General features: G+C 57.6%; 19 protein-coding genes and 1 riboswitch. Of the genes, 17 read left to right on the top strand and 2 right to left on the bottom strand.

All coding sequences use genetic code 11. The annotated features are described in order from the left end of the window. From ACN08V_RS03485 to ACN08V_RS03475, 3 genes are all read left to right on the top strand, one after another. Nucleotides 1–1,150, top strand: a 1,150-nt coding sequence (locus ACN08V_RS03485) for a carboxylesterase family protein (protein WP_419104553.1), incomplete at its 5' end; no start/stop codon positions are given. A 138-nt stretch (nucleotides 1,151–1,288) separates the two neighbouring features. Further along, nucleotides 1,289–2,380 (top strand): NADH:flavin oxidoreductase/NADH oxidase, encoded by a 1,092-nt coding sequence (locus ACN08V_RS03480; protein ID WP_419104552.1) that lies wholly within the window; start codon nucleotides 1,289–1,291, stop codon nucleotides 2,378–2,380. An 81-nt stretch (nucleotides 2,381–2,461) separates the two neighbouring features. Then, nucleotides 2,462–3,019 (top strand): HIT family protein, encoded by a 558-nt coding sequence (locus ACN08V_RS03475; RefSeq protein WP_419104551.1) that lies wholly within the window; start codon nucleotides 2,462–2,464, stop codon nucleotides 3,017–3,019. A 37-nt stretch (nucleotides 3,020–3,056) separates the two neighbouring features. Here the strand turns inward: ACN08V_RS03475 and ACN08V_RS03470 are convergent, their stop codons facing one another. Both ACN08V_RS03470 and thiE read right to left on the bottom strand, forming a co-directional pair. After that, nucleotides 3,057–4,046, bottom strand: a complete 990-nt coding sequence (locus ACN08V_RS03470; protein WP_419104550.1) for a hypothetical protein — start codon at nucleotides 4,044–4,046, stop codon at nucleotides 3,057–3,059. Between the two features lie 47 nt (nucleotides 4,047–4,093). Further along, a complete protein-coding gene (gene thiE, locus ACN08V_RS03465) occupies nucleotides 4,094–4,792 on the bottom strand; it encodes a thiamine phosphate synthase (RefSeq protein WP_419104549.1) in 699 nt (232 codons plus the stop codon). Nucleotides 4,793–4,851: 59 nt separating this feature from the next. Then, nucleotides 4,852–4,966, top strand: a riboswitch (TPP riboswitch). Here thiE and thiO point away from each other — a divergent pair. From thiO to ACN08V_RS03395, 14 genes are all read left to right on the top strand, one after another. After that, nucleotides 4,959–6,203, top strand: a complete 1,245-nt coding sequence (gene thiO, locus ACN08V_RS03460) for a glycine oxidase ThiO (RefSeq protein WP_419104548.1) — start codon at nucleotides 4,959–4,961, stop codon at nucleotides 6,201–6,203. It overlaps the preceding riboswitch by 8 nt. A gap of 51 nt (nucleotides 6,204–6,254) precedes the next feature. Beyond that, a complete protein-coding gene (gene thiS / locus ACN08V_RS03455) occupies nucleotides 6,255–6,476 on the top strand; it encodes a sulfur carrier protein ThiS (RefSeq protein WP_419104547.1) in 222 nt (73 codons plus the stop codon). A 4-nt stretch (nucleotides 6,477–6,480) separates the two neighbouring features. After that, nucleotides 6,481–7,296: a thiazole synthase gene (locus tag ACN08V_RS03450; protein ID WP_419104546.1), complete on the top strand. Its 816-nt coding sequence runs from the start codon at nucleotides 6,481–6,483 to the stop codon at nucleotides 7,294–7,296. Between the two features lie 9 nt (nucleotides 7,297–7,305). Then, entirely contained in the window at nucleotides 7,306–8,487 is a 1,182-nt protein-coding gene (locus ACN08V_RS03445; protein WP_419104545.1) for a ThiF family adenylyltransferase, read from the top strand. 60 nt (nucleotides 8,488–8,547) lie between these two features. Beyond that, nucleotides 8,548–9,849: a MurT ligase domain-containing protein gene (locus tag ACN08V_RS03440; protein WP_419099803.1), complete on the top strand. Its 1,302-nt coding sequence runs from the start codon at nucleotides 8,548–8,550 to the stop codon at nucleotides 9,847–9,849. Further along, nucleotides 9,846–10,616 carry a type 1 glutamine amidotransferase gene (locus ACN08V_RS03435; RefSeq protein ID WP_419104544.1) on the top strand — a complete coding sequence of 257 codons (771 nt, stop codon included), beginning with the start codon at nucleotides 9,846–9,848 and terminating at the stop codon, nucleotides 10,614–10,616. Before ACN08V_RS03440 ends, ACN08V_RS03435 begins: the two co-directional genes overlap by 4 nt. 135 nt (nucleotides 10,617–10,751) lie before the next feature. Further along, a complete protein-coding gene (locus tag ACN08V_RS03430; protein ID WP_419099628.1) occupies nucleotides 10,752–11,510 on the top strand; it encodes a YebC/PmpR family DNA-binding transcriptional regulator in 759 nt (252 codons plus the stop codon). A gap of 78 nt (nucleotides 11,511–11,588) precedes the next feature. Continuing rightward, complete coding sequence (gene ruvC / locus ACN08V_RS03425; protein ID WP_419099629.1) at nucleotides 11,589–12,221, top strand: crossover junction endodeoxyribonuclease RuvC; 633 nt, start codon at nucleotides 11,589–11,591, stop codon at nucleotides 12,219–12,221. A gap of 42 nt (nucleotides 12,222–12,263) precedes the next feature. Next, nucleotides 12,264–12,881: a Holliday junction branch migration protein RuvA gene (gene ruvA / locus ACN08V_RS03420; RefSeq protein WP_419099630.1), complete on the top strand. Its 618-nt coding sequence runs from the start codon at nucleotides 12,264–12,266 to the stop codon at nucleotides 12,879–12,881. A gap of 45 nt (nucleotides 12,882–12,926) precedes the next feature. Continuing rightward, a complete protein-coding gene (ruvB, locus tag ACN08V_RS03415) occupies nucleotides 12,927–13,964 on the top strand; it encodes a Holliday junction branch migration DNA helicase RuvB (protein WP_419104543.1) in 1,038 nt (345 codons plus the stop codon). Between the two features lie 107 nt (nucleotides 13,965–14,071). Then, the gene (locus ACN08V_RS03410; protein WP_419104542.1) at nucleotides 14,072–14,422 is read left to right on the top strand and encodes a preprotein translocase subunit YajC; all 351 of its coding nucleotides are present in this window, start codon (nucleotides 14,072–14,074) and stop codon (nucleotides 14,420–14,422) included. Nucleotides 14,423–14,511: 89 nt separating this feature from the next. Continuing rightward, a complete protein-coding gene (gene secD / locus ACN08V_RS03405) occupies nucleotides 14,512–16,233 on the top strand; it encodes a protein translocase subunit SecD (RefSeq protein WP_419104541.1) in 1,722 nt (573 codons plus the stop codon). Then, nucleotides 16,226–17,293, top strand: coding sequence for a protein translocase subunit SecF (gene secF / locus ACN08V_RS03400; RefSeq protein WP_419099634.1), 1,068 nt, complete (start codon nucleotides 16,226–16,228; stop codon nucleotides 17,291–17,293). Before secD ends, secF begins: the two co-directional genes overlap by 8 nt. A 196-nt stretch (nucleotides 17,294–17,489) precedes the next feature. Beyond that, the gene (locus tag ACN08V_RS03395) at nucleotides 17,490–19,877 is read left to right on the top strand and encodes a RelA/SpoT family protein (RefSeq protein WP_419104540.1); all 2,388 of its coding nucleotides are present in this window, start codon (nucleotides 17,490–17,492) and stop codon (nucleotides 19,875–19,877) included. Nucleotides 19,878–19,891: the final 14 nt, after the last annotated feature.

The raw sequence follows: 19,891 nt of genomic DNA, 5'->3' as shown, positions 1-19,891 counted from the left end.
CAGGGCCAAGACCCCCGCCCCCGGCTGCCCTCAACCCACAGGGCCTGCCGGGCCGGACATCGGCCAGCCCACCAGTTTCGCCGAAGACTGTTTAAAGCTCAGCATCATGACCCCTGCTCACGCAGAGGGCACAAAACTACCCGTGATGGTCTTCTTCCACGGGGGTTCCTACCTGACCGGTGGGGGAGACGCCCCCGCCTATGACCCCCACAAGCTGGTGGTGGAACAGAACCTGGTAGTCGTTACGGTCACCTATCGGCTAGGTCTGCTGGGGTTTTTGGGTGGCACCGCAACGCGCCCCGCCAACCTTGGGCTACTGGATGCCCTGACGGCCCTGCACTGGGTCAAAGGAAATATTGAGAGATTTGGCGGTGACCCGGAATGTGTCACAGCCTGGGGACAATCCGCTGGCGGAGACCTTGTTGCCCGCCTCCTAGCTACCCCCGAGGTGGCGGAAGAGAACCTCATCCACAGGGCTATCATCCAGAGCGCACCCTTGGATCTGGGCTACGGCAGGCAAAAGCTGACTGACTACCTACTGGCGGCCACCGAGCATTTAGATAGGCGAGCGCCCGCCCAGGTCTGGGCGCATCAGGGCGGCCGGTACTTCTTCGCCAACCCCCTACGTTTTGGCTGGTCCGGTTTCCTGCCCCTGGGGTGTCAGTTTGGTGCTTACCCACTACCGGCAGAGGAAGAAGAACCCGTCCAACTGGTACAGCTAGCGGCTAGGGTACCGCTCTTGGTGGGCAACATGCCCAGGGAGGCGGCCGGGCTGACTCCTGAGTTCCCCACCGCGCTGGGGAACTTCCTCTTTGCCTGGGGCGAGCCTCTGACCCGTTGGCTCACCGAGCGGATCTACACGCGAGCCAGCCGGAACTTTGCCGACAAATACAGGCGGGCCGGTGGGCAAGCGACTGTCTATTCGCTGGAAACTGGCTCGGGCTGGCACTACCGGCGCTCAACCCACAGCTCAGATCTTAGCCTGCTCTTCGACAATCCGGCCTGGGAAGGCTCAGCGCTCCGAGCAGGTGCGGGGTCTTCAGACCGTGCAGAGCAGGGGCGGGCGCTGCGCGCTGTCTGGGCTAGCTTGGCACGAACCGGCTCAGTGCCCGCACAGTATGCCGATGCGGCGCGAATCAGTCTTGCCTAGATTAGCTTTAGCCAGGTCTTAAAAGTCAATATTTCTCAGCTAAGGGGCGTTTGCGGTTTTTGCTCATTCAAGAGGCTCATTCGGTTAGATAGAGTTGGCTCTGTACCTACCTAACTTTGTAAAGGAAGTGGAAAAGTTATGGTTTCCCCACTGTTTGAACCTTTCACTCTTGGCTCTATGAGCACCCGCAACCGGCTCTGGGTGCCGCCCATGTGCCAGTACTCTGTGACCGAAGGCGACGGGCTTGCCACCGCCTACCATGTCGGCCACTATTCCGCGCTGGCACGCGGTGGTGCCGGGGCCGTCATTGTTGAAATGACCGATATTGAGCCCCAGGGGCGTATTAGCCCCAGCTGCCTGGGCCTGTGGAGCGATCAGCACACCGAGGCCTTCAAACCTGTGGTGCAGGCTATCCAGGCAGCGGGCGCTAAGGCCGGTATCCAGATTGGCCATGCGGGGCGCAAAGCCTCAACAGCCGGTGAGATTGCGGCTCGTGGCGGTCACAAGGGGACGCTTAGCCCCCAAGAAGGAGGCTGGCAAACCCTAGCCCCTTCGGCTATTGCCTACCCGGGCTATGATCAACCCCAGGCGCTGAGCCTGGAGAAGATTGAGGAACTGGTTGAGGCCTTTGGGGCCGCCGCTGAGCGCGCCCTTGCCGCTGGCTTTGACTTTATTGAAATCCACGGCGCCCACGGCTACCTGCTGACCCAGTTCCTCTCGCCCCTGTCCAACGAGCGTACCGATGAGTACGGCGGTAGCCTGGAGAACCGTGCACGGTTTATCCGCAGGGTAGTCCGGCTTATGCGTTCACGCATCCCAGAGACTATACCCCTGCTGGTGCGTCTGTCGGCCAGTGAGTTTGTGGAGGGCGGTATCACGCCGGAGGAAACCGTTCAGGTGGTGCAGTGGCTCAAAGAGGATGGCCTTGACATGGCCGATGTGTCTGCTGGCGGTAACTATCCGGCTAAGATTAGGGTCTTTGCCGGCTACCAGACCCCGCTGGCACACCAGATTAGGCAGCAGGCCGAGATTCCTGTGGCGGCTGTTGGCATGATTAACTCACCCCGTCTGGCTGAATACATTGTGGGCTCTGGACAGGCCGATATTGTGCTGGTGGGCCGTGAGGCCCTGCGTCGCCCCTCCTTCGCACTGGAGTGGGCGCAGGAGCTTAAAGAAGACATTGACTACTACCCGGCCCAGTATCAGCGGGCCTGGAACACTCGGCGCTAACAAACCTTTGTGAGCCGGAGCTTCCTCTCTTGGGTGCTCCGGCTCCTGCACTTGCTCGAGATGGGCAGTAGACTAGAGAAGGTGACGACTACGCCCGATTACACCACCGATTCTTTTGAGCTACCCGGCGTACCCGACGCTTTCCAGCGCCTGTGGACGCCCCACCGCCGTGCCTACGTCAAAGGCGGTCAGAAGGACTACACCGAACAGACCTGCCCCTTTTGTGAAGCACCGGGCCGCAGCGATGATCAGTCACTGATCGTACACAGGGGTCAGCACGCTTTCGTCATTCTTAACCTCTACCCCTATAACCCCGGGCATCTGCTGGTGTGCCCCTACCGTCACATTCCTAACTACGATAACGCCACACCCCAGGAAACCGCTGAAATTGCGGCGCTGACCCAGCAGGCTATGGGCCTATTGCGGTCGGTCAGTAATGCCGCTGGCTTCAACATTGGTATGAACCAGGGTAAGGTCGGCGGGGCCGGTGTTGCCGATCATCTGCACCAGCACCTTGTTCCCCGCTGGAGCGGTGACACTAATTTTCTGCCGATTGTTGCCGGCACTAAAACTGTTACCCAAACCCTGGATGAGATTCGTACCTTGCTGGCCGATCACTGGGCTCAATCAAGGCACTAAATGCACTGTACTGTGCGACAAAAATCGTGCTAAAAGTCTAGAAGAGGCGCGGTTCACTACTTTCCTGGTGAATGAGCCCGCCCACGCTGGTACAGGCTTTGTTTGAGAGCGTGGCGGTATTGACTAAGAAGGTTTCTTCCGGGTCGCCGGTGTGGGCTGTTAGGAATTTGCCGGTACCGCCGGTGACGTAGAAGCCGTGCTCACCCTCGGTCAGTGAGGGGTAAGCATACAGCGGTTCGGGGTTTTCTGCCCGTAAAGAGGCATAAGCCCGCCCCATAGCCAGTGAAGGCACCCAAGGCTCAGCCAGCGGCTGGAACCCTCTGATAGTGTCAGCGGCATCTTCAAGTGCCCAGGTGGCGGTCTCGACTGCCATATAGTGGGCTGACTTAATCTCTGCGGGGGTCAGCGGGTTCACCCAGGAACGGTACTTGGTGGAGGCGTGTTTAAACTGGCTCAGGTTAGCGTCCCGGGACACGAAATCTTCTAGCTGGCGCACAATGATGCCGGTCTGCGCGCGGGCAATAATCGTGGCTGTAGCGACCGCTTGATCGTCCAGACGGCGCGGATTGGAGTGGAGCGAAGCGGTACCGACCTTTGAGGTGGCATCGGGAAAGGTCGCAATATAGAGAAAATGCTCTAGGTTAACGTAATCTAACGCTGCCGGGGTCATCTGCGCCCCTAAATGCACCCGGTGGATGGGGGCAAACTCGTCGCGGGCCAGGCAAGTGGGGCACTGCTTACCTTTTGGCACCAGGGCGGAGCTGGGGCAGGGCAGGTGAGTAAAACCGGGTCCATCAGTCTTGGCTTGGGCATAACCGGTGCAGTAGGTTCCCGCAGATTCTTCCCCGGGCTGTAGAACCCGAACCCCTAGGAAGGCTCCCGGGGTGATAGGTAGGGTATGAACCTGCCCCGCTGGCTTACCGGCTTGGAGAGGTTCAACTGTCAGAACCGGGGCGCGCTCCCGCCAGGTGATATCTCGCCACACAAAATCGTGCCCCATAAGAACATCATCGAGAAGACCGTACACCGAAAAGCCCCTTTTCCCTTGCCTGCTTGCTGAGTTACCAGGTTATCTTATGCCCCGAGTAGTGGAGGCAGGCCCTGGCGGAGCTGGTGAGCGGCCTTGGAAACATCGGAATTCTGGGTGAGGGCGCGAACCACGACGATCCGGCTGGCTCCTGCCTGTACCACCTGGGGCAGGCTTTCCTGGTTGATAGAGCCAATAGCAAACCAGGGTTTGCGCGGTTGCTGGGTGGCGATGTAGCTGATGTAGTCTAGGCCAGCGGCCGGACGGCCGGGCTTGGTGGGAGTTTCCCAGACCGGGCCGCAGGCGAAGTAGTCAACCTCGGGGTGACTCAAAGCTGCTAGACCCTGGGCCGGTGTGTGCGTTGATAGGCCCAAGAGCACATCGGGGCCTAGCAAACTACGGGCCTGATTGGGTGTCAGATCGGTCTGGCCCATGTGGAAAATATCTGCCCCTACCAGTGCGGCAATATCGGCCCGGTCATTGACTGCAAAAAGTTTGCCCGCCCGGTGGGCAATCTCTTTTAGTAGCGCGAGTGCTTCAAGTTCTTCATTGACCGGCAGGGTCTTATCGCGCAGCTGGATAATATCCACGCCCCCGTCAAAAGCCTTGGTCAAAAATTCTGTGAGGTCCCCCTGCTCGGTTCGCGCATCAGTGCACAGATAGAGCTGAGCCGCGGCCAGTAATTCAAGGCCTTGAGCACGCGTATATGACGGCTCTGTGACGTTAACAAAATTCTTTTGGGGCATTTTTACCTCCCGAGTCACGTATCTATTTTTTTTCAGACACTGTTACTTCCTATACTAGGGGCAGAACATACGGGAGCGTGCGGCACCTGTGCCCAAAGCGCGCTGAGAGGGCGAAAGCCGACCGTCAACTTGATGCGGGTCATGCCGCCGGAAGGATCTGTTCACCATGTCCAGTACCCTGCTCAACTGCCAGAAGGAACCAAGGATAGGTTCTTCGGGGCAAGACCCTGAAGCGACACCACCCGAGCAGGCCGACATCGTCCTTATCGGTGGGGGAGTCATCGGGCTCAGTACAGCCTGGCATTTGCTCCAGGCCGGACGGCAACCCATTGTGTTAGACCCGCACCCGGGTAGCGGTGCCTCCTTTGCCGCCGCCGGAATGTTGGCCTCTATCTCAGAAGTGCAGTACCGCCAAGAGGCCCTGCTCCCGCTGATGCGTACCTCCGCCCAGCTCTACCCCGAATTTGTCGCAAGGTTAGAGGCCACTAGCGGCCAGAGCGTCGGGTGGAGGCCCACCGAAACCCTTGTGCTGGCCTTTGATCGGGCCGATGCCCAGCACCTGACTGAACTTGCCACCTACCAGCAAGAACTGGGGCTCACACCAGAGCCCATCGGAGCCCGAGCTGCTCGCCGCCATGAACCTGTCCTCAGCCCCTCGCTAGCCGGAGCCGTTTCCATAGCCCAAGACCACCAGATAGACCCACGCCGCCTGATGCGTGCCCTTGACCAAGAGCTTGCGGGAAGGGTTATTCGTGCAAGTGCGCAGGGCATCACCCTAGAAGACGGTACGGTTACCGGTGTGAGCTGGGTTGATGCCGATGGGAACCAAGGGAGCATGGCCAGCACCCAAGTGGTAGTTGCCAACGGGCTTGCCGCAACCCAACTGCACGGCCCGGACTCGCTAGAAAGTCTGCCGCTGAGGCCCGTCCACGGCGATATTCTGCGCCTAACGGTCCCGCCCCACCAACGGCCCTTCCTCACCCGGACCATCCGAGGGGTTGTCCGGGGCAACCCCGTCTACCTGGTTCCGCGCAAGGACAACACCCTGGTCCTAGGAGCCACCATGCGAGAAGACCAGCAAACCGGACTGAGCGCAGGGGGGATCTACCAGCTCCTGCGCGACGCCCACGAACTCGTGCCCGCCCTGAGCGAACTCGAAATACACGAGGCCACAGCGCGCGCCCGACCGGGAACCCCCGATGACATCCCCCTCATCGGCCAGCTCACCCACCGGGGCCAGCCAATCACCGGCGCTCTGCTAGCCACCGGCTTCTTCCGCCACGGAATCCTCCTGGCCCCCTGGGCCGCCCAGCTCATCACCCGCCAGCTCACCGGCCAGACCACAGAACAAGACCTGGCAGACCTAGCTACCTGCAACCCCTACAGGTTCGCTCAACCCGATACCCTCTAACCCTGACACTCTGCTAAACCCGCCCCTGCCCTCAAACCGAAAGGCACACCCATGAACATCCTGCTCAACGGCCAACCCACCACCCTCCCCGAAACAGCAACCGTGCTCACCGCCGTCGAACACCTCCACGGCAGCTCACTAGCCCAAGAAGACACCCGCCGAGGAATCGCCATAGCCCGCAACCAAACCGTCATACCCCGAAGCACCTGGCAAGACACACCGCTAGCCGAGGGCGACACACTCGAAGTCATCACCGCAGTCCAAGGAGGCTAGTACCATGACCGGCATCAAGGACCAGCTCATCATCGACGGAGTAAGACTCAACTCCCGGCTCATCATGGGAACAGGCGGAATCACCTCCCTGACCAACCTAGAAGAAGCCCTCACCGCATCGGGCACCGAACTCACCACCGTAGCCCTACGCCGCTACACACCCACCACCAGCGAATCACTCTTCTCCATCATCCAACGCAAGGGCATCAAAATCCTGCCCAACACAGCCGGCTGCTACACCGCCAGAGACGCCACCCTCACCGCAGAACTCGGCAGAGAAGCACTCGAAACCAACTGGGTCAAACTCGAAGTCATAGCCGACGAAACCACCCTGCTCCCCGACACCCTCGAACTACTCGAGGCCACCGAACAGCTCGCCTCACGCGGCTTCACCGTCTTCGCCTACACCAACGATGACCCCATCGTGGCACGCCAACTCGAACGCGCCGGCGCAAGCGCCATCATGCCCCTAGGCGCACCCATCGGCACCGGCCTAGGAATCCTCAACCCCCACAACATCCAAATGATCGCAGAGCAGACCGAGCTACCCGTCATCCTCGATGCCGGAATCGGCACAGCCTCAGAAGCCGCGCTCGCCATGGAACTCGGATGCAGCGCCGTCCTGCTGGCCTCAGCAGTCACCCGCGCCCAAGACCCAGTCGCCATGGCACAGGCCATGCGCCACGCCGTCCAAGCCGGCTACCTGGCACGGCAGGCCGGCCGCATCCCCAAACGACACCACGCCCAAGCCTCATCACCCATGCAAGGGCGCATCTTACAGGGCACCCCCAACGCCCAGGACCTCACCCACCAGAGCTAAAGGCAAAGCATGAGTCAAGAACTACCACCCCTAGCACCGCTGGTTGAACCCCTCCCGCACCTGACCGAACTCCAAGCCCGCATCGGTGCACGGCACACCAGCCTGCCCGGCATCGGAGAAACCGGCCAAGGCCGCCTCGCCGCCGCACGCGTCCTGATCATCGGAGCAGGAGGGCTCGGCTCACCACTGGCCCTCTACCTCGCCGCCGCAGGAATAGGCCACCTGGACATCATCGACGGAGACACCATCGAAGAATCCAACCTCCAACGCCAAATCATCCACCGCTGGCAAAACGCCGGAAAAAACAAAGCCATATCCGCCGTCGAACAAGTCCAAGCCCTCAACCCCTCCATCAAAGCAAGAGCCCACCCCTTCTACCTCACACCCCACAACATCGAAAACCTGCTCGCCTCCTACGACCTCATCATCGACGGCTCAGACAACTTCGCCACCCGCTACCTGGTAGCTGACACCTGCGAAATACTCGGCAAACCCCTCATCTGGGGCACCCTCTCCCAATACACAGCCCAAGCCACCGTCTTCTGGTCCGCACCCCGCTACCTCAACAGCCACCCAAGACAAGGCTGGAGCCTGCGCGACCTCTACCCCGACATGCCCCACCCCCAATCCGTCCCCACCTGCGCCGCAGGCGGAGTACTCGGATCCCTCTGCGGAACAGTCGGCTCCATCATGGCCACCGAAGCCATCAAACTCATCACCGGCCTACCCCAACCACTACTGGGCACACTCTGGCTCTTCGACGCACGAACAGCAACCACCAGAACCCTGACCATCACCCCCGACCCCAACCGCCAACCCACCCGAAACCTCAAGACGGCGCTCGCAGAGATTCAGCGCTATTCGAGTGAGCAGGATAGCCAGCAGGTACCCTCCATCAGCTACGAGGACCTGCGGCTGAACCGGGAGCGTTACCAGCTACTTGATGTTCGCAGTCCGGACGAACGCCGGGGCGGCCACTACGAACACGATCAGCATCTGCCTCTTGACCAGCTTCTAGCAGAGCTGAGCAAGGGCAGAACACTGGGCGAACTTATGGAGAACCCCTCAGAGTTGCCGCTTGTGGTTTACTGTGCCGCCGGTAGCCGGTCAGCTCGTGCGGTCCAAGCTATTCTCGCTAGCACCCCGAACCAAAAGATCTACTCACTGACCGGGGGCTGGAAACCTTTCTAAAACCAGCAGGAAAGGCGGTGGGCGTGGGCCTGGCTGGCTAGCGTGGAGCAAACCAGTAAGATAGAGAGCATGTCACGACCTGTAGTACGCCTTGTTGGCCAAGGCATTCGTTATGCAACTAAGTTACGCGGGGGCGGTTCAGCTTTCCCCGGCCTGGTCATGGAAAAGCTCCACCCAAATTTTGTGGCCCAAGAACTCGCTAAACTTCCGCACGGCGTCGTTGTTGTCTCGGGCACCAACGGCAAAACCACCACCACCAAGATGGTGGTCCAACTGCTGGAGTCTCAGGGTCTAAAAGTTTTCACCAACCGGACCGGGTCTAACTTTGTGCGCGGTGTTGCTGCGGCCCTGCTAGGTGAGATGAGCCTGACCGGCAAGCTTGATGCCGACATCGCTGTTCTTGAACTTGATGAGGCTCACGCCGTTCACTTTGTGCGCATGGTCAAGCCCCGCTACTCGCTCTTGCTGAATGTTCTGCGCGACCAGCTTGACCGCTTTGGTGAAATCGATACCACCCGCCGCATGCTGGCCAGCGTTGCGGGCGCTACCACCGGCACTGTAGTTCTCAACCGCGAAGACCCGCGCATCCTCTCCCTAGCAGAGAACCTGCTTGAAGGCACCAAGACCAGCTACTTCGGTCTTTCCGATAAGCTCCGTGTGCTCTTCCCCTCAGATGATCAGATGCGTCTTGGCCCGGACGGTAAGGCTCAGGTGGTTAGCCGGCCTCAAAGGCCCGCAGCCGCGGTCACTCTCAAAGACTTTAAGGGTACCCAGGCAACCTTTGACCTTGACGGTCAGGAAGTGCAGGGCACCATCAACCTCTACGGTGTCTACAACATCTTTAACGCTGCCGCCGCTATAGCGCTGACCCGCGCAGTGATGGGGGAGAAGCTCAAGACCGATCAGCTACTGGCTGAGCTTGAACATATCACCCCTGCCTTTGGTCGCGGTGAAACCCTGACCGTTAAGGGCCAAACCCTCCAGCTTCTACTGGTCAAGAACCCCAGCGGCTTCCGCCTATCACTGGCCTCGGCCGACGCCCGGGACTACTCAACCATGATCACCATTAACGATGCCTACGCCGATGGGCGCGATGTGTCCTGGCTCTGGGACGTCGACTTCCACTCACTGATAAATGGTGGGGTCAGCATGGTTTCAGGCGTGCGAGCCTACGATATGGCCCTGCGCCTTGAACATGATGAGGTTCCTGTAGAAGCTGTTAACGAAGACCTGGAGCAGGCACTGGCTACCTTCATTACTCGGTCCCAGGGCCGCCCCATGCGCATCTTCTGCACTTACACCGCCATGCTGGCGATCCGAAAAGAACTAGCCAAGATTACCGATGTGGAGGCCATTTCATGAGCCAGCTCCAGAACCAGCCCGGCCACGAAGCCTCTGCTGATCTAGCAAGTGAAAAACACCTGAAGATTGTTCAGCTCTACCCGCGTGACATGAACATCTACGGTGACTGGGGTAATACTCTGTCTCTGTCTCGGCGTGCCAAGGCCCACGGTTTCTCCGTTGAAGTTGTGGACTACAATCCCGGTGACCCGTTCCCTAAGGACGGCGACATCTTCCTAGGTGGTGGCGGGCAGGACTCAGGCCAGTCCCGTATCCAGGACGATTTGCTGGCCCGTGCTGAGACTCTGCGCCAGCTCGCGGCTGATGGCACCCCCATGCTGGTCATTTGCGGGCTCTATCAGCTTTTCGGTCAAGACTTTAAAACTGTCAGCGGTCAGAGGCTACAGGGTATCGGTGTCTTCGATGCTCACACCGTGGGCAGTGAGGAACGCCTGATCGGAAATATTGTCGAGGAATCAGCTGAGTTCGGAACCCTTGTTGGCTTTGAGAATCACTCGGGTCTGACCTACCTGAACGGTGATACCAAACCACTGGCTACCGTTACCAAGGGAGACGGCAACAACAAGTCCGATACAGGGGAGGGCGCTCGTGTCCATAAGGTAGTGGGAACCTATCTGCACGGCTCCCTCCTGCCTAAGAACCCCGCTATCTCGGATTTCTTAATCAAGCAGGCCGCGCTCAAAAAATACGGTGAATTCGTACCGGTAGACATTGACGACAGCCTGATTGAGCAGGCTCGAGCCTCCGCGATTGCTCGCCCTCGTTAAGGGCTCGGGGGCTAAACCGGGACCCGAAGACAGGGCCCATGCTGAGGGTTCTGCGAAGCAGAGCCGAAATCGCTAGAATAGAACGCGTCAAAAGGTGCCCGCATAGCCGGGAACTTCAAAAGCACAAGGAGAATCATGTCAGGTCATTCCAAATGGGCCACAACCAAGCACAAGAAAGCCGCTATTGACGCCAAGCGCGCCAAGGCCTTTGCCAAGTACATCAAGGCAATTGAAGTTGCTGCGCGCATGGGTGGCCCCGACCCGGCCGGTAACCCCGCCCTTGATCTGGCTGTTTCAAAGGCTAAGAAGAACTCTGTTCCCAACGATAACGTCGAGCGCGCAATCAAGCGCGGTGCCGGCCTGACCGGTGAAGCCATTGACTACACCGAAATCATGTACGAGGCTCGCGGCCCCCAGGGCACCGCTCTCTACATTGAGTGTCTGACCGATAACCGCAACCGCGCCGCGGCAGAAGTTCGTACAGCTGTTACCCGCAACGGAGGCACCATGGCAGACTCCGGCTCTGTAGCCTTCCTCTTTGAGCGCAAGGGCGTTGTTGAAGTCGCCAAGACTGACGGCCTGACCGAGGACGACGTGCTGATGGCTGTTCTCGATGCCGGTGCTGAGGAAGTTATCGACGAGGGCGACGTTTTCACCGTTGTCTCCGAGGCAACTGACCTGCCTGCTATCCGTAAGGCTCTGGTTGATGCTGAGCTGGAATACAACAATGATGACCCCGTCTTCCGCCCCACCATGAATGTGGATCTGGACGCCGAGGGCGCCAAGAAGTTCCTTAAGCTGGCCGATGCCGTTGAAGAACTTGATGACGTTCAGAACGTCTACTCCAACGCCGATATCAACGAGGCTGTTATGGCCGAGCTGGAAGCTGAGTAAAACCTAGCAATGGTCAAGGGTGTACCAATCGGCAGGCTTGTACCTGCCAGCACCTCAACCCGGCGCCCGGAAACCGCTGTGCAGCGGGTTCCGGGCGCTGCCCGTATTTTAGGTGTGGATCCGGGCTTGACCCGGTGCGGTTTTGGCCTGATTGATATGACGGCCAACCGGCAGGCTCACTTTGTCAAGGTGGGGGTGTCCGGAACGGCCGCGGCCGAAAGTCTTGACCAGCGCATTCTTAAGATTTTTCGGGCAGCGGAAGAATGGCTCGATACCTACCAGCCCGACGCTCTGGCCATTGAACGTGTGTTTGCGCAGGAGCAAGTGAATACCGTTATCGGTACCGCTCATGCCTCTGGTGTGGTGATAGTGGCGGCTGCGGCGCGCGGGGTACCGGTGCATTTCCATACGCCCTCCGAGGTTAAGGCCGCTGTGACAGGTTCAGGTCGGGCCGACAAGGCCTCTGTGGGCAGAATGGTCACAAGAATTTTGGGCCTTGACACCATGCCCAAACCTGCCGATGCCGCCGATGCTCTAGCCCTCGCGATTTGTCACGGCTGGCGTGGGGGTAGCATTGGTTCGGGCATTAATATGGCCGCCAAAACCCAAACCCACCAGGGATCCCAGCCTGCTGCATCCCGGCTTTCTGGGCAGCTAACGCCTGCCCAAAAGGCATGGTTAGAAGCTGAGTCGCGTGCTCGGCGCTCATAAACCCACCTTGTTTTAGTACATATATTCGAATAGACTGTTTCTATGATTAGCTCTCTCACCGGTACGGTAACCCACCTGGGCCTCGATACTGCCGTTATTGATGTCAATGGCTTTGGCATGCTTGTGCACTTAACCGCCCGAACTGCCTCCCATCTACGGCTGGGGGAGCAGGCTACCGTGCTTACCACCATGATTGTGCGCGAAGATTCTATGACTCTCTACGGTTTTGCTGAGGCCGCTGAGCGTGAGGTCTTTGACATGATGCTCTCGGTTTCGGGTATTGGCCCCCGTATTGCCTTGGCCGTGTTGGGTGTACACACTCCTGCCGAGGTTGAACGGGCTGTTGCTACCGGTGACGATAAGGCCTTTACCAGGGTGCCCGGTATCGGCCCCAAGGGGGCGCGACGTGTTGTGCTAGAGCTGGCAGGTAAGCTAATCCTCGCCGATGGCGCCAGCGATCAGCTACCCATCAACCAGGGCGTTAGCTGGAAACCCCAGGTACAAGATGCCCTGACCAGCCTGGGCTGGAATGAAAAGGATGCCGCAGCTGCTATCGAGTCCTTTATCGAACATAACCCCAAGGCCGAGACTATGGGCCTTGCCCAAGCCCTCCGCTCCGTGCTTGCTTCCCTGGGCAACCAGAGCACAACCGGCCGCTAGAATTTCTTGTTGCCTTCCCCTCGAATTTAAGAAGCCAGAAAAAGCATGAGTCAATTTCCCAACGCAGACGGGCCTGCCCCCGGAGGCCGCCTGGTCTCTATGGACGAAGAACCAGAAGAGAAGATGATTGAGGCCGCCCTGCGCCCCAAATCACTTGATGATTTTGTGGGTCAGCACCGGGTGCGTCAACAGCTTTCGCTCGTTCTGGAAGCCTCAAAATTGCGTGGCCGCTCAGCAGACCATGTCTTGCTCTCTGGCCCTCCCGGTTTGGGTAAGACAACACTGGCTATGATTATTGCAGCCGAGATGGATGCCCCGCTCAGAATTACCAGCGGCCCGGCTATACAACATTCGGGTGATCTGGCTGCTATTCTTTCGTCCCTGACTCCCGGTGAAGTTCTCTTCTTGGATGAAATTCACCGTATGAGTAGGCCCGCTGAGGAAATGCTCTATATGGCTATGGAAGATTTTAGGGTCGATATTGTGGTGGGCAAGGGCGCTGGCGCTACCTCTATCCCGCTTGAGTTGCCGCCCTTTACCCTGGTGGGGGCTACCACGCGCGCTGGTCTACTACCCGGTCCGCTCCGTGACCGTTTTGGGTTCACCGGTCACCTTGAGTTCTACTCTGTTGCTGAGCTGGAAAGCGTTATCCGACGGTCAGCAGGGCTCATGGAACTCAATATTTCTTCCGAGGGCTTTGCCGAAATTGCTGGCCGTTCACGCGGTACACCCCGTATCGCTAACCGTCTCTTGCGTCGAGTGCGGGACTGGGCTCTGGTTCACGGCATCCACCGCATAGACGCTGCCGCAGCAGCTACCGCCCTCAATATGTATGAGGTCGATGAGCGTGGCCTTGACCGGCTCGATCGGGCTGTTCTGACAGCGCTGATAACCAAATTCGGTGGTGGCCCGGTGGGGCTTTCCACCCTGGCAATTGCAGTAGGTGAAGAAACCGAAACCGTGGAAACCGTTGCTGAACCCTATCTTGTGCGAGAAGGCCTCATAGGTCGGACCCCCAGGGGGCGTGTGGCACTACCGCTTGCTTGGGAACACCTGGGCCTGGAGCCTCCTGAACTTCCCTAGTGACGAAAATAGGGAGTGCTGGCCCTGTCGTTGGGTCCTAACTCAGCTTTCTGGCATAGAATAGGAATTTAGTTTCTTGACCCTATCCCAAAGATAAGAGGACACCAGTGGAAAGCGGTTCACCCCTGTTTATGTTCCTGCTCCTTGGCCTGATGATGATTATTCTTATCGTGCTTCCGGCCCGCCGAGCTAAAAAGGCTCAGCAACAGCTTAAAGAGCGGCAGGAAACCATGGTTCCCGGCACTAAGGTAATGACCAATTTCGGTCTTTTTGGCACCCTTGATTCCCTGGATCGTGAGCAAAACGTTGCTTACCTGGAAATCGCTCCCGGCACCGTCGTTAAAGTTCACCTGATGACTGTAACGACCATTGAGGAGAGCAACAAGCCCGCCGAGAAATCAGCAGCGCAAACCAAACCCACACTTGAGGGTCAGGTTGCCGATGACCCGGCCAACTAACTAATCACACTTCAAAGGTGCGCCATCTGTCCACGGTGGTGCGCCTTTTCACCTTTCAGTCACCATTTTGTAGAAAAGAAGAGGCATTCATGGCTAAGACAGCCACCGTAGCCAAGGCTAGGGGAGCACTTGCTTCCATGGCGCTTGTCTTGCTTATCGTTGCCGGTGGTATTTTCAGCACCACATCATCGGGCGGTAGCTGGTTACCTAAACTTGCACTTGATCTGTCCGGCGGCACCCAGCTTATTTTGGCACCCCAGGTTAATGACGCTGAGGGCGGTACCATTACGGCGGAACAGCTTGATCAGGCCGTTGAGATTATCCGCCAGCGTGTGGATGGTTCAGGTGTTGCTGAAGCCGAGATTACCACCCAGTCAGGGCAGAATGTTGTGGTATCCGTTCCCGGAACCCTGAGCCCGGAGACACGCAACCTGATACAGACATCAGCCCAGATGAGCTTCCGTGCGGTCATCAGCGCAGGACCAGCGGAAGCTGTTGCCGCTGATAAGGCTCTTGCAGAAGATGCCCTGCCCAAGCCCACGGCTGAACCTGCTGATGGTTCGGATACTAATTGGGTAACTTCTGAACTTTGGCGGCAGTATGAGGCTTTGGACTGCACCCTTCCGGCTCATGTTGATACTTCCACTCAGGATCCCCGGGCGGCTATTGTTGCCTGTTCTACCGATGGGACAGAGAAATATATTCTGGGTCCCATCGAAATTAACGGTACCGATATTGAGACCGCTAGCTATTCGCCGGTCACAAACTCCACCGGAATCTCGACCGGTCAATGGGGGGTAAACATTGTCTTTGACCCCGCTGCTACCGAAACTTTTAAGAACGTCACCACCCGCCTGAATGCTATTCGTGGTGCCAACCCTTCTGATGCACGGGCACGGTTCGCAATTATGCTTGACGGGCAGGTTCTGTCCTCACCTGTAACCCAGGCCGTGATCTCTGATGGTAAGCCGCAGATTACCGGCAACTTCACTGAGGAAACTGCAAAGAACCTTGCTGAACAGCTTAAATATGGGGCGCTGCCCATCAGCTTCACCATTCAGTCGGAGCAGCAGATTTCGGCTACCCTGGGTGCTGAACAACTCAAGATGGGTCTGATCGCCGGCCTGATCGGCCTGCTCTTGGTTTTTGTCTATTCGCTTTTCCAGTACCGTCTGGTTGGCCTAGTCAATATCACCTCAATCTTGGTGGCGGGTTTACTGTCCTACGGTGTTATCGTTCTGCTGGGTTACGTGATGAATTACCGCCTCTCCTTGGCAGGTGTAGCCGGTCTGATCGTATCTATTGGCCTGATGGCTGACTCTTTCATCGTTTACTTTGAGCGTATCCGCGATGAGATTCGGACGGGTCGAACGATCCCAGCGGCCATTGATCATGGCTGGCACAGGGCGAAACGGACGATTATGGCTTCTAAGGCGGTCAACCTCCTTGCCGCTGTGGTTCTCTACTTCGCGTCAGTGGGTAACGTGCGAGGCTTTGCCTTTACCCTCGGTCTTACCGCCGTTTCGGACCTGATCATCACTTTCCTCTTTATCCACCCGGTGATGGTTCTGCTGGGGCGTAAGGACTACTTTGCTAGGGGCGGGCGTTTCTCGGGCATGGACCCTGTGGCTCTGGGCTCAACTCCGCTTTACCGTGGTGCCGGACGCGTCCGTACCGTCCAGGAAAACCGAGAACGTCTCAGCCTAGCTGAGCGCAAGCGACTCGAACGCTTGGCCGCTGAAAAGCAGGAACAGGAAAACACTTCGGAAGAAGCAGAGTCACCCAAGAACGAGGAGGCCAATCGTGGCTAATGTACTGGCTCAGTTTGGCAATGATCTTCACTCAGGGCGCCGGTCGTTCGGCTTCGTAGCTCTGCGTAAGCGCTTACTGACCATAGCTCTTTTGATGACTGTAGCGGCCGCTCTCGTCCCGTTTATCCGTGGCGGTTTTAACCTGGGTATCGAGTTCCGGGGCGGTTCTGAATTTACTGTCTCCCAAACCCAGAACACCGATATTGCTGTAGGTGAGCAGGCTATCGCCCAGGCCGCCCCCGAAGCTAGTGATGTGCGCGTTACCAACATTGCCGATGGCACTATTCGCGCTCAGATGGGTGAGCTCACTGACGACGAAACTTTAGCAGTTGGCCAGGCTCTGCAAAAAGCCTACGGTGTAGGTAGTGACAAGGTGACCTCATCGTTTGTGGGCCCCACCTGGGGTGAGGGCGTTACCAGGCAGGCCCTTGTGGGTCTGGCATGGTTCATTGGACTGGTCATGGTAGGTATGGCTCTCTATTTCCGTACTTGGAAGATGTCCCTATCGGCTATTGCGGGTTTGCTCTTCACCATCATTACCTCTGTTGGCCTCTACGCTTTGATTGGGTTCGAGATCACTCCGAGTGCAATCATTGGCTTCTTGACCGTTTTGAGCTACTCGCTGTATGACACGGTAGTGGTTTTCGACAAGATTCGTGAGAATACCGCTAACCTTGATCAAGGCCAGGACACAACCTTTGGCGAGCAGCTCAACCTTGCTGTCAACCAAACTCTGGTTCGTTCTATCAATACCTCCATCGTGGGTATCCTGCCGGTGGGCTCGATTCTCTTTATCGGTGCGCTCCTTCTAGGCGCTGGTACCCTGAAGGATTTGTCCTTGGCACTCTTTATCGGCATTATCGTCGGTACCGCCGGAACGCTCTTTGTGGCAGCCCCAGCCTACGCCGCTCTGCGGTTGCGCGAGAAGTCAGTCAAGGAGCACGATGCCTTGGTTGCCAAGGTAGGCGCTGGTGAGATTACGCAGCAAGAGGAGAATGCCCAGGCTGCAGAAGAAGTGGACCCTGTACTGATCTCTGTTCAGCACATTAATCTCAAGTAGCTCAGGGGGCAGAGCAGTAAACTTGGCTAGGGGTCGGGTAGATGTATTTCTACCCGACCCCACTGTCTTAACAGATAAAATAGTTTGACCGACTACCTACCTGCGGAACATGAGCGTCCTTGACCACATTAGGCCCAGCTTTTCAACTAAAATAGACCCACACACGCAGAATAAAGTTTTAAGGGGAGTGTTCCATATGAGCCGGTCTGAAGAAGGTAGCCAAAAGGTACCCGCAGGGCACGCTAAGAAACCTGTTCGCGGCTCCCATCGTGTGATGTCTGCCTCGGGTCGCGTTCCCACCCGTCTTGTCTTTGGGAGCGATAGAGTTCACGGCCCCGAGAATGCCCCGCGTTTCTCGCCGGTGCTTGCACCTGTAATTCGTACCGTTAAGAAAAATCACCCGGAGGAGGACCTTGAGGTACTCCAACGGGCTTTTCAGGTCGCTAACCATTACCATCGCGGGCAGAAACGTAAGAGCGGCGATCCCTATATCACTCACCCCGTTGCCGTCACCACCATTCTGGCTGAGATCGGTGCAACCGGGCCGGTACTCGTAGCAGGCTTGCTACACGATACTGTTGAGGACACCGAATATACGCACCAACAACTGACAGAGGACTTTGGCGAAGAGGTAGCCTACCTGGTTGACGGTGTCACGAAACTCGATAAGGTTTCCTACGGTGAGAACGCCCCGATTGAAACAATCCGCAAATTGGTGCTTTCCATGAGCAAGGATATTCGCGTCCTGCTCATCAAGCTGGCAGACCGGCTGCACAACGCCAGAACCTGGCGCTTTGTCTCTAGCGCATCAGCCGCCAAAAAAGCTGAAGAGACATTGCAAATCTACGCCCCCTTGGCCCACCGGCTCGGCCTGAACACCATCAAATGGGAGCTCGAAGACCTGTCTTTTGCGGCCATGAGCCCGGATATTTACAGCGAAATTGTTCGTATGGTGGGGGAGCGAACCCCCAAGCTCGAAAAATATCTGGTCCAAGCCCGTATCACTATCGAAGACCGGCTCAAGCAGGTTGGCATTGAGGCTACCGTCACAGGCCGGCCCAAGCACTACTACTCCATTCATCAGAAGATGAAGACCAAGGGCAAGAGCTTCGACGAGATTAACGATATCTTGGCCGTTCGCGTGATGGTTGAGTCTGTGGACGAGTGCTACACGGCGCTGGGGCACGTTATGTCGCTGTGGACAGCTGTGCCGGGCCGTTTCAAGGATTACATTAAGCAGCCCAAGCACAACCACTACCAGTCTCTGCATATGACGGTAAACGGTCCTGGTGATCTGCCTCTTGAAATCCAGATCCGTACCTTTAAGATGCACGAGGAGGCCGAGTACGGTGTAGCGGCTCACTGGCGTTATAAGGCCGCATCACGCGGTGAGATGATTGACGCACAGTCCCACCCCAAGGAAGCCGGGAGCAACACCGCGGCTTTCAGCATCGGTATTCTTCAAAGCATCTCCGAGATCTCTAGCTCCAACCCGGAATCTGCACAGTTCTATGAACAGCTAGCCGAGACTCTGGAAACCGACGAGATTGTTGTTCTGACTCCGAAGGGCAAGCCAATTAGCTTACCCTCAGGTTCCACCCCCGTTGATTTTGCCTATGCCATCCACACTGAGGTGGGCGACCGTACCATTGGCGCTAAGGTCAACGGTAAGCTGGTACCCTTGCACACCCAGCTTGAGACGGCATCATCGGTGGAAATTATGACCACCAAGGACGAGAATCACCAGCCCAGTGAAGACTGGCTCAAGTTCGTCCGTACCAGCAAGGCCCGCACCAAAATCCGCCAGCACTACGCTAAGGGCCGCCGTCTGGAGGCGGTGAACCGGGGCCGGGAGCGCCTTATCCGCGCCATGCGTCAGCATGAGCTACCGCTGACGAAGATGATGACCCCGGAGCTGATGCTGCAGGTAGCCCAGGACCTACACAAGCATGACCTTGCAACCCTCTACCACTCAGTGGGCGAGGGAGAAGTCGAAACCCAGGCTGTTATTACCTCGCTGGTTGGCCTCTACTACGGTGAAGAGGAAACCCACCAGGCGGTTGAGCCGGGCAGCTTTGATACTTCACTGGTCACTGAACGTAGATCGGTTGGTGACGACAATGGTGTAGTGGTACCGGGTGCTGAGGGCATTTTGACCAAAATTGCCCGCTGTTGCACACCGGTTCCGCCCGATGAAATCATCGGTATCGTGACCCGACTCCACGGTATTTCTGTTCACCGGGTAGACTGCCCGAATGTCCTGAGCCAGCAGGATGATCCCCGACAAACGGCGGTTGAGTGGGCGGCTAATGGTAACTCGGTGTACCGCGTATCTATTCAGGTTGAGGGTATTGACCGTAAGGCTCTACTGTCTGACACTATCCGAGTTATCTCCGAGGCCGGGTGCAACATTGTAGACGCCAAGGTTCACACCAGTGACGACCGCTTTGTGGTTAACCGCTACACGGTGGAACTGGCTGATCGTTTTATGCTTGAGCATCTGCTTAACCAGATTCGTAATGTTCACGGCATTTTCAGGGCCTATCGTCTTACCGGCTCCCGCCCCGTTCAAGAGGGAAACTAGGGTTCCTGCATGGG

This window comes from Rothia sp. P5766 (assembly GCF_048513555.1).
Lineage (GTDB): Bacteria > Actinomycetota > Actinomycetes > Actinomycetales > Micrococcaceae > Rothia.
The sequence above is the reverse complement of the archived record's forward strand: the minus strand, read 5'-3'. Positions and strand labels throughout refer to the sequence as shown.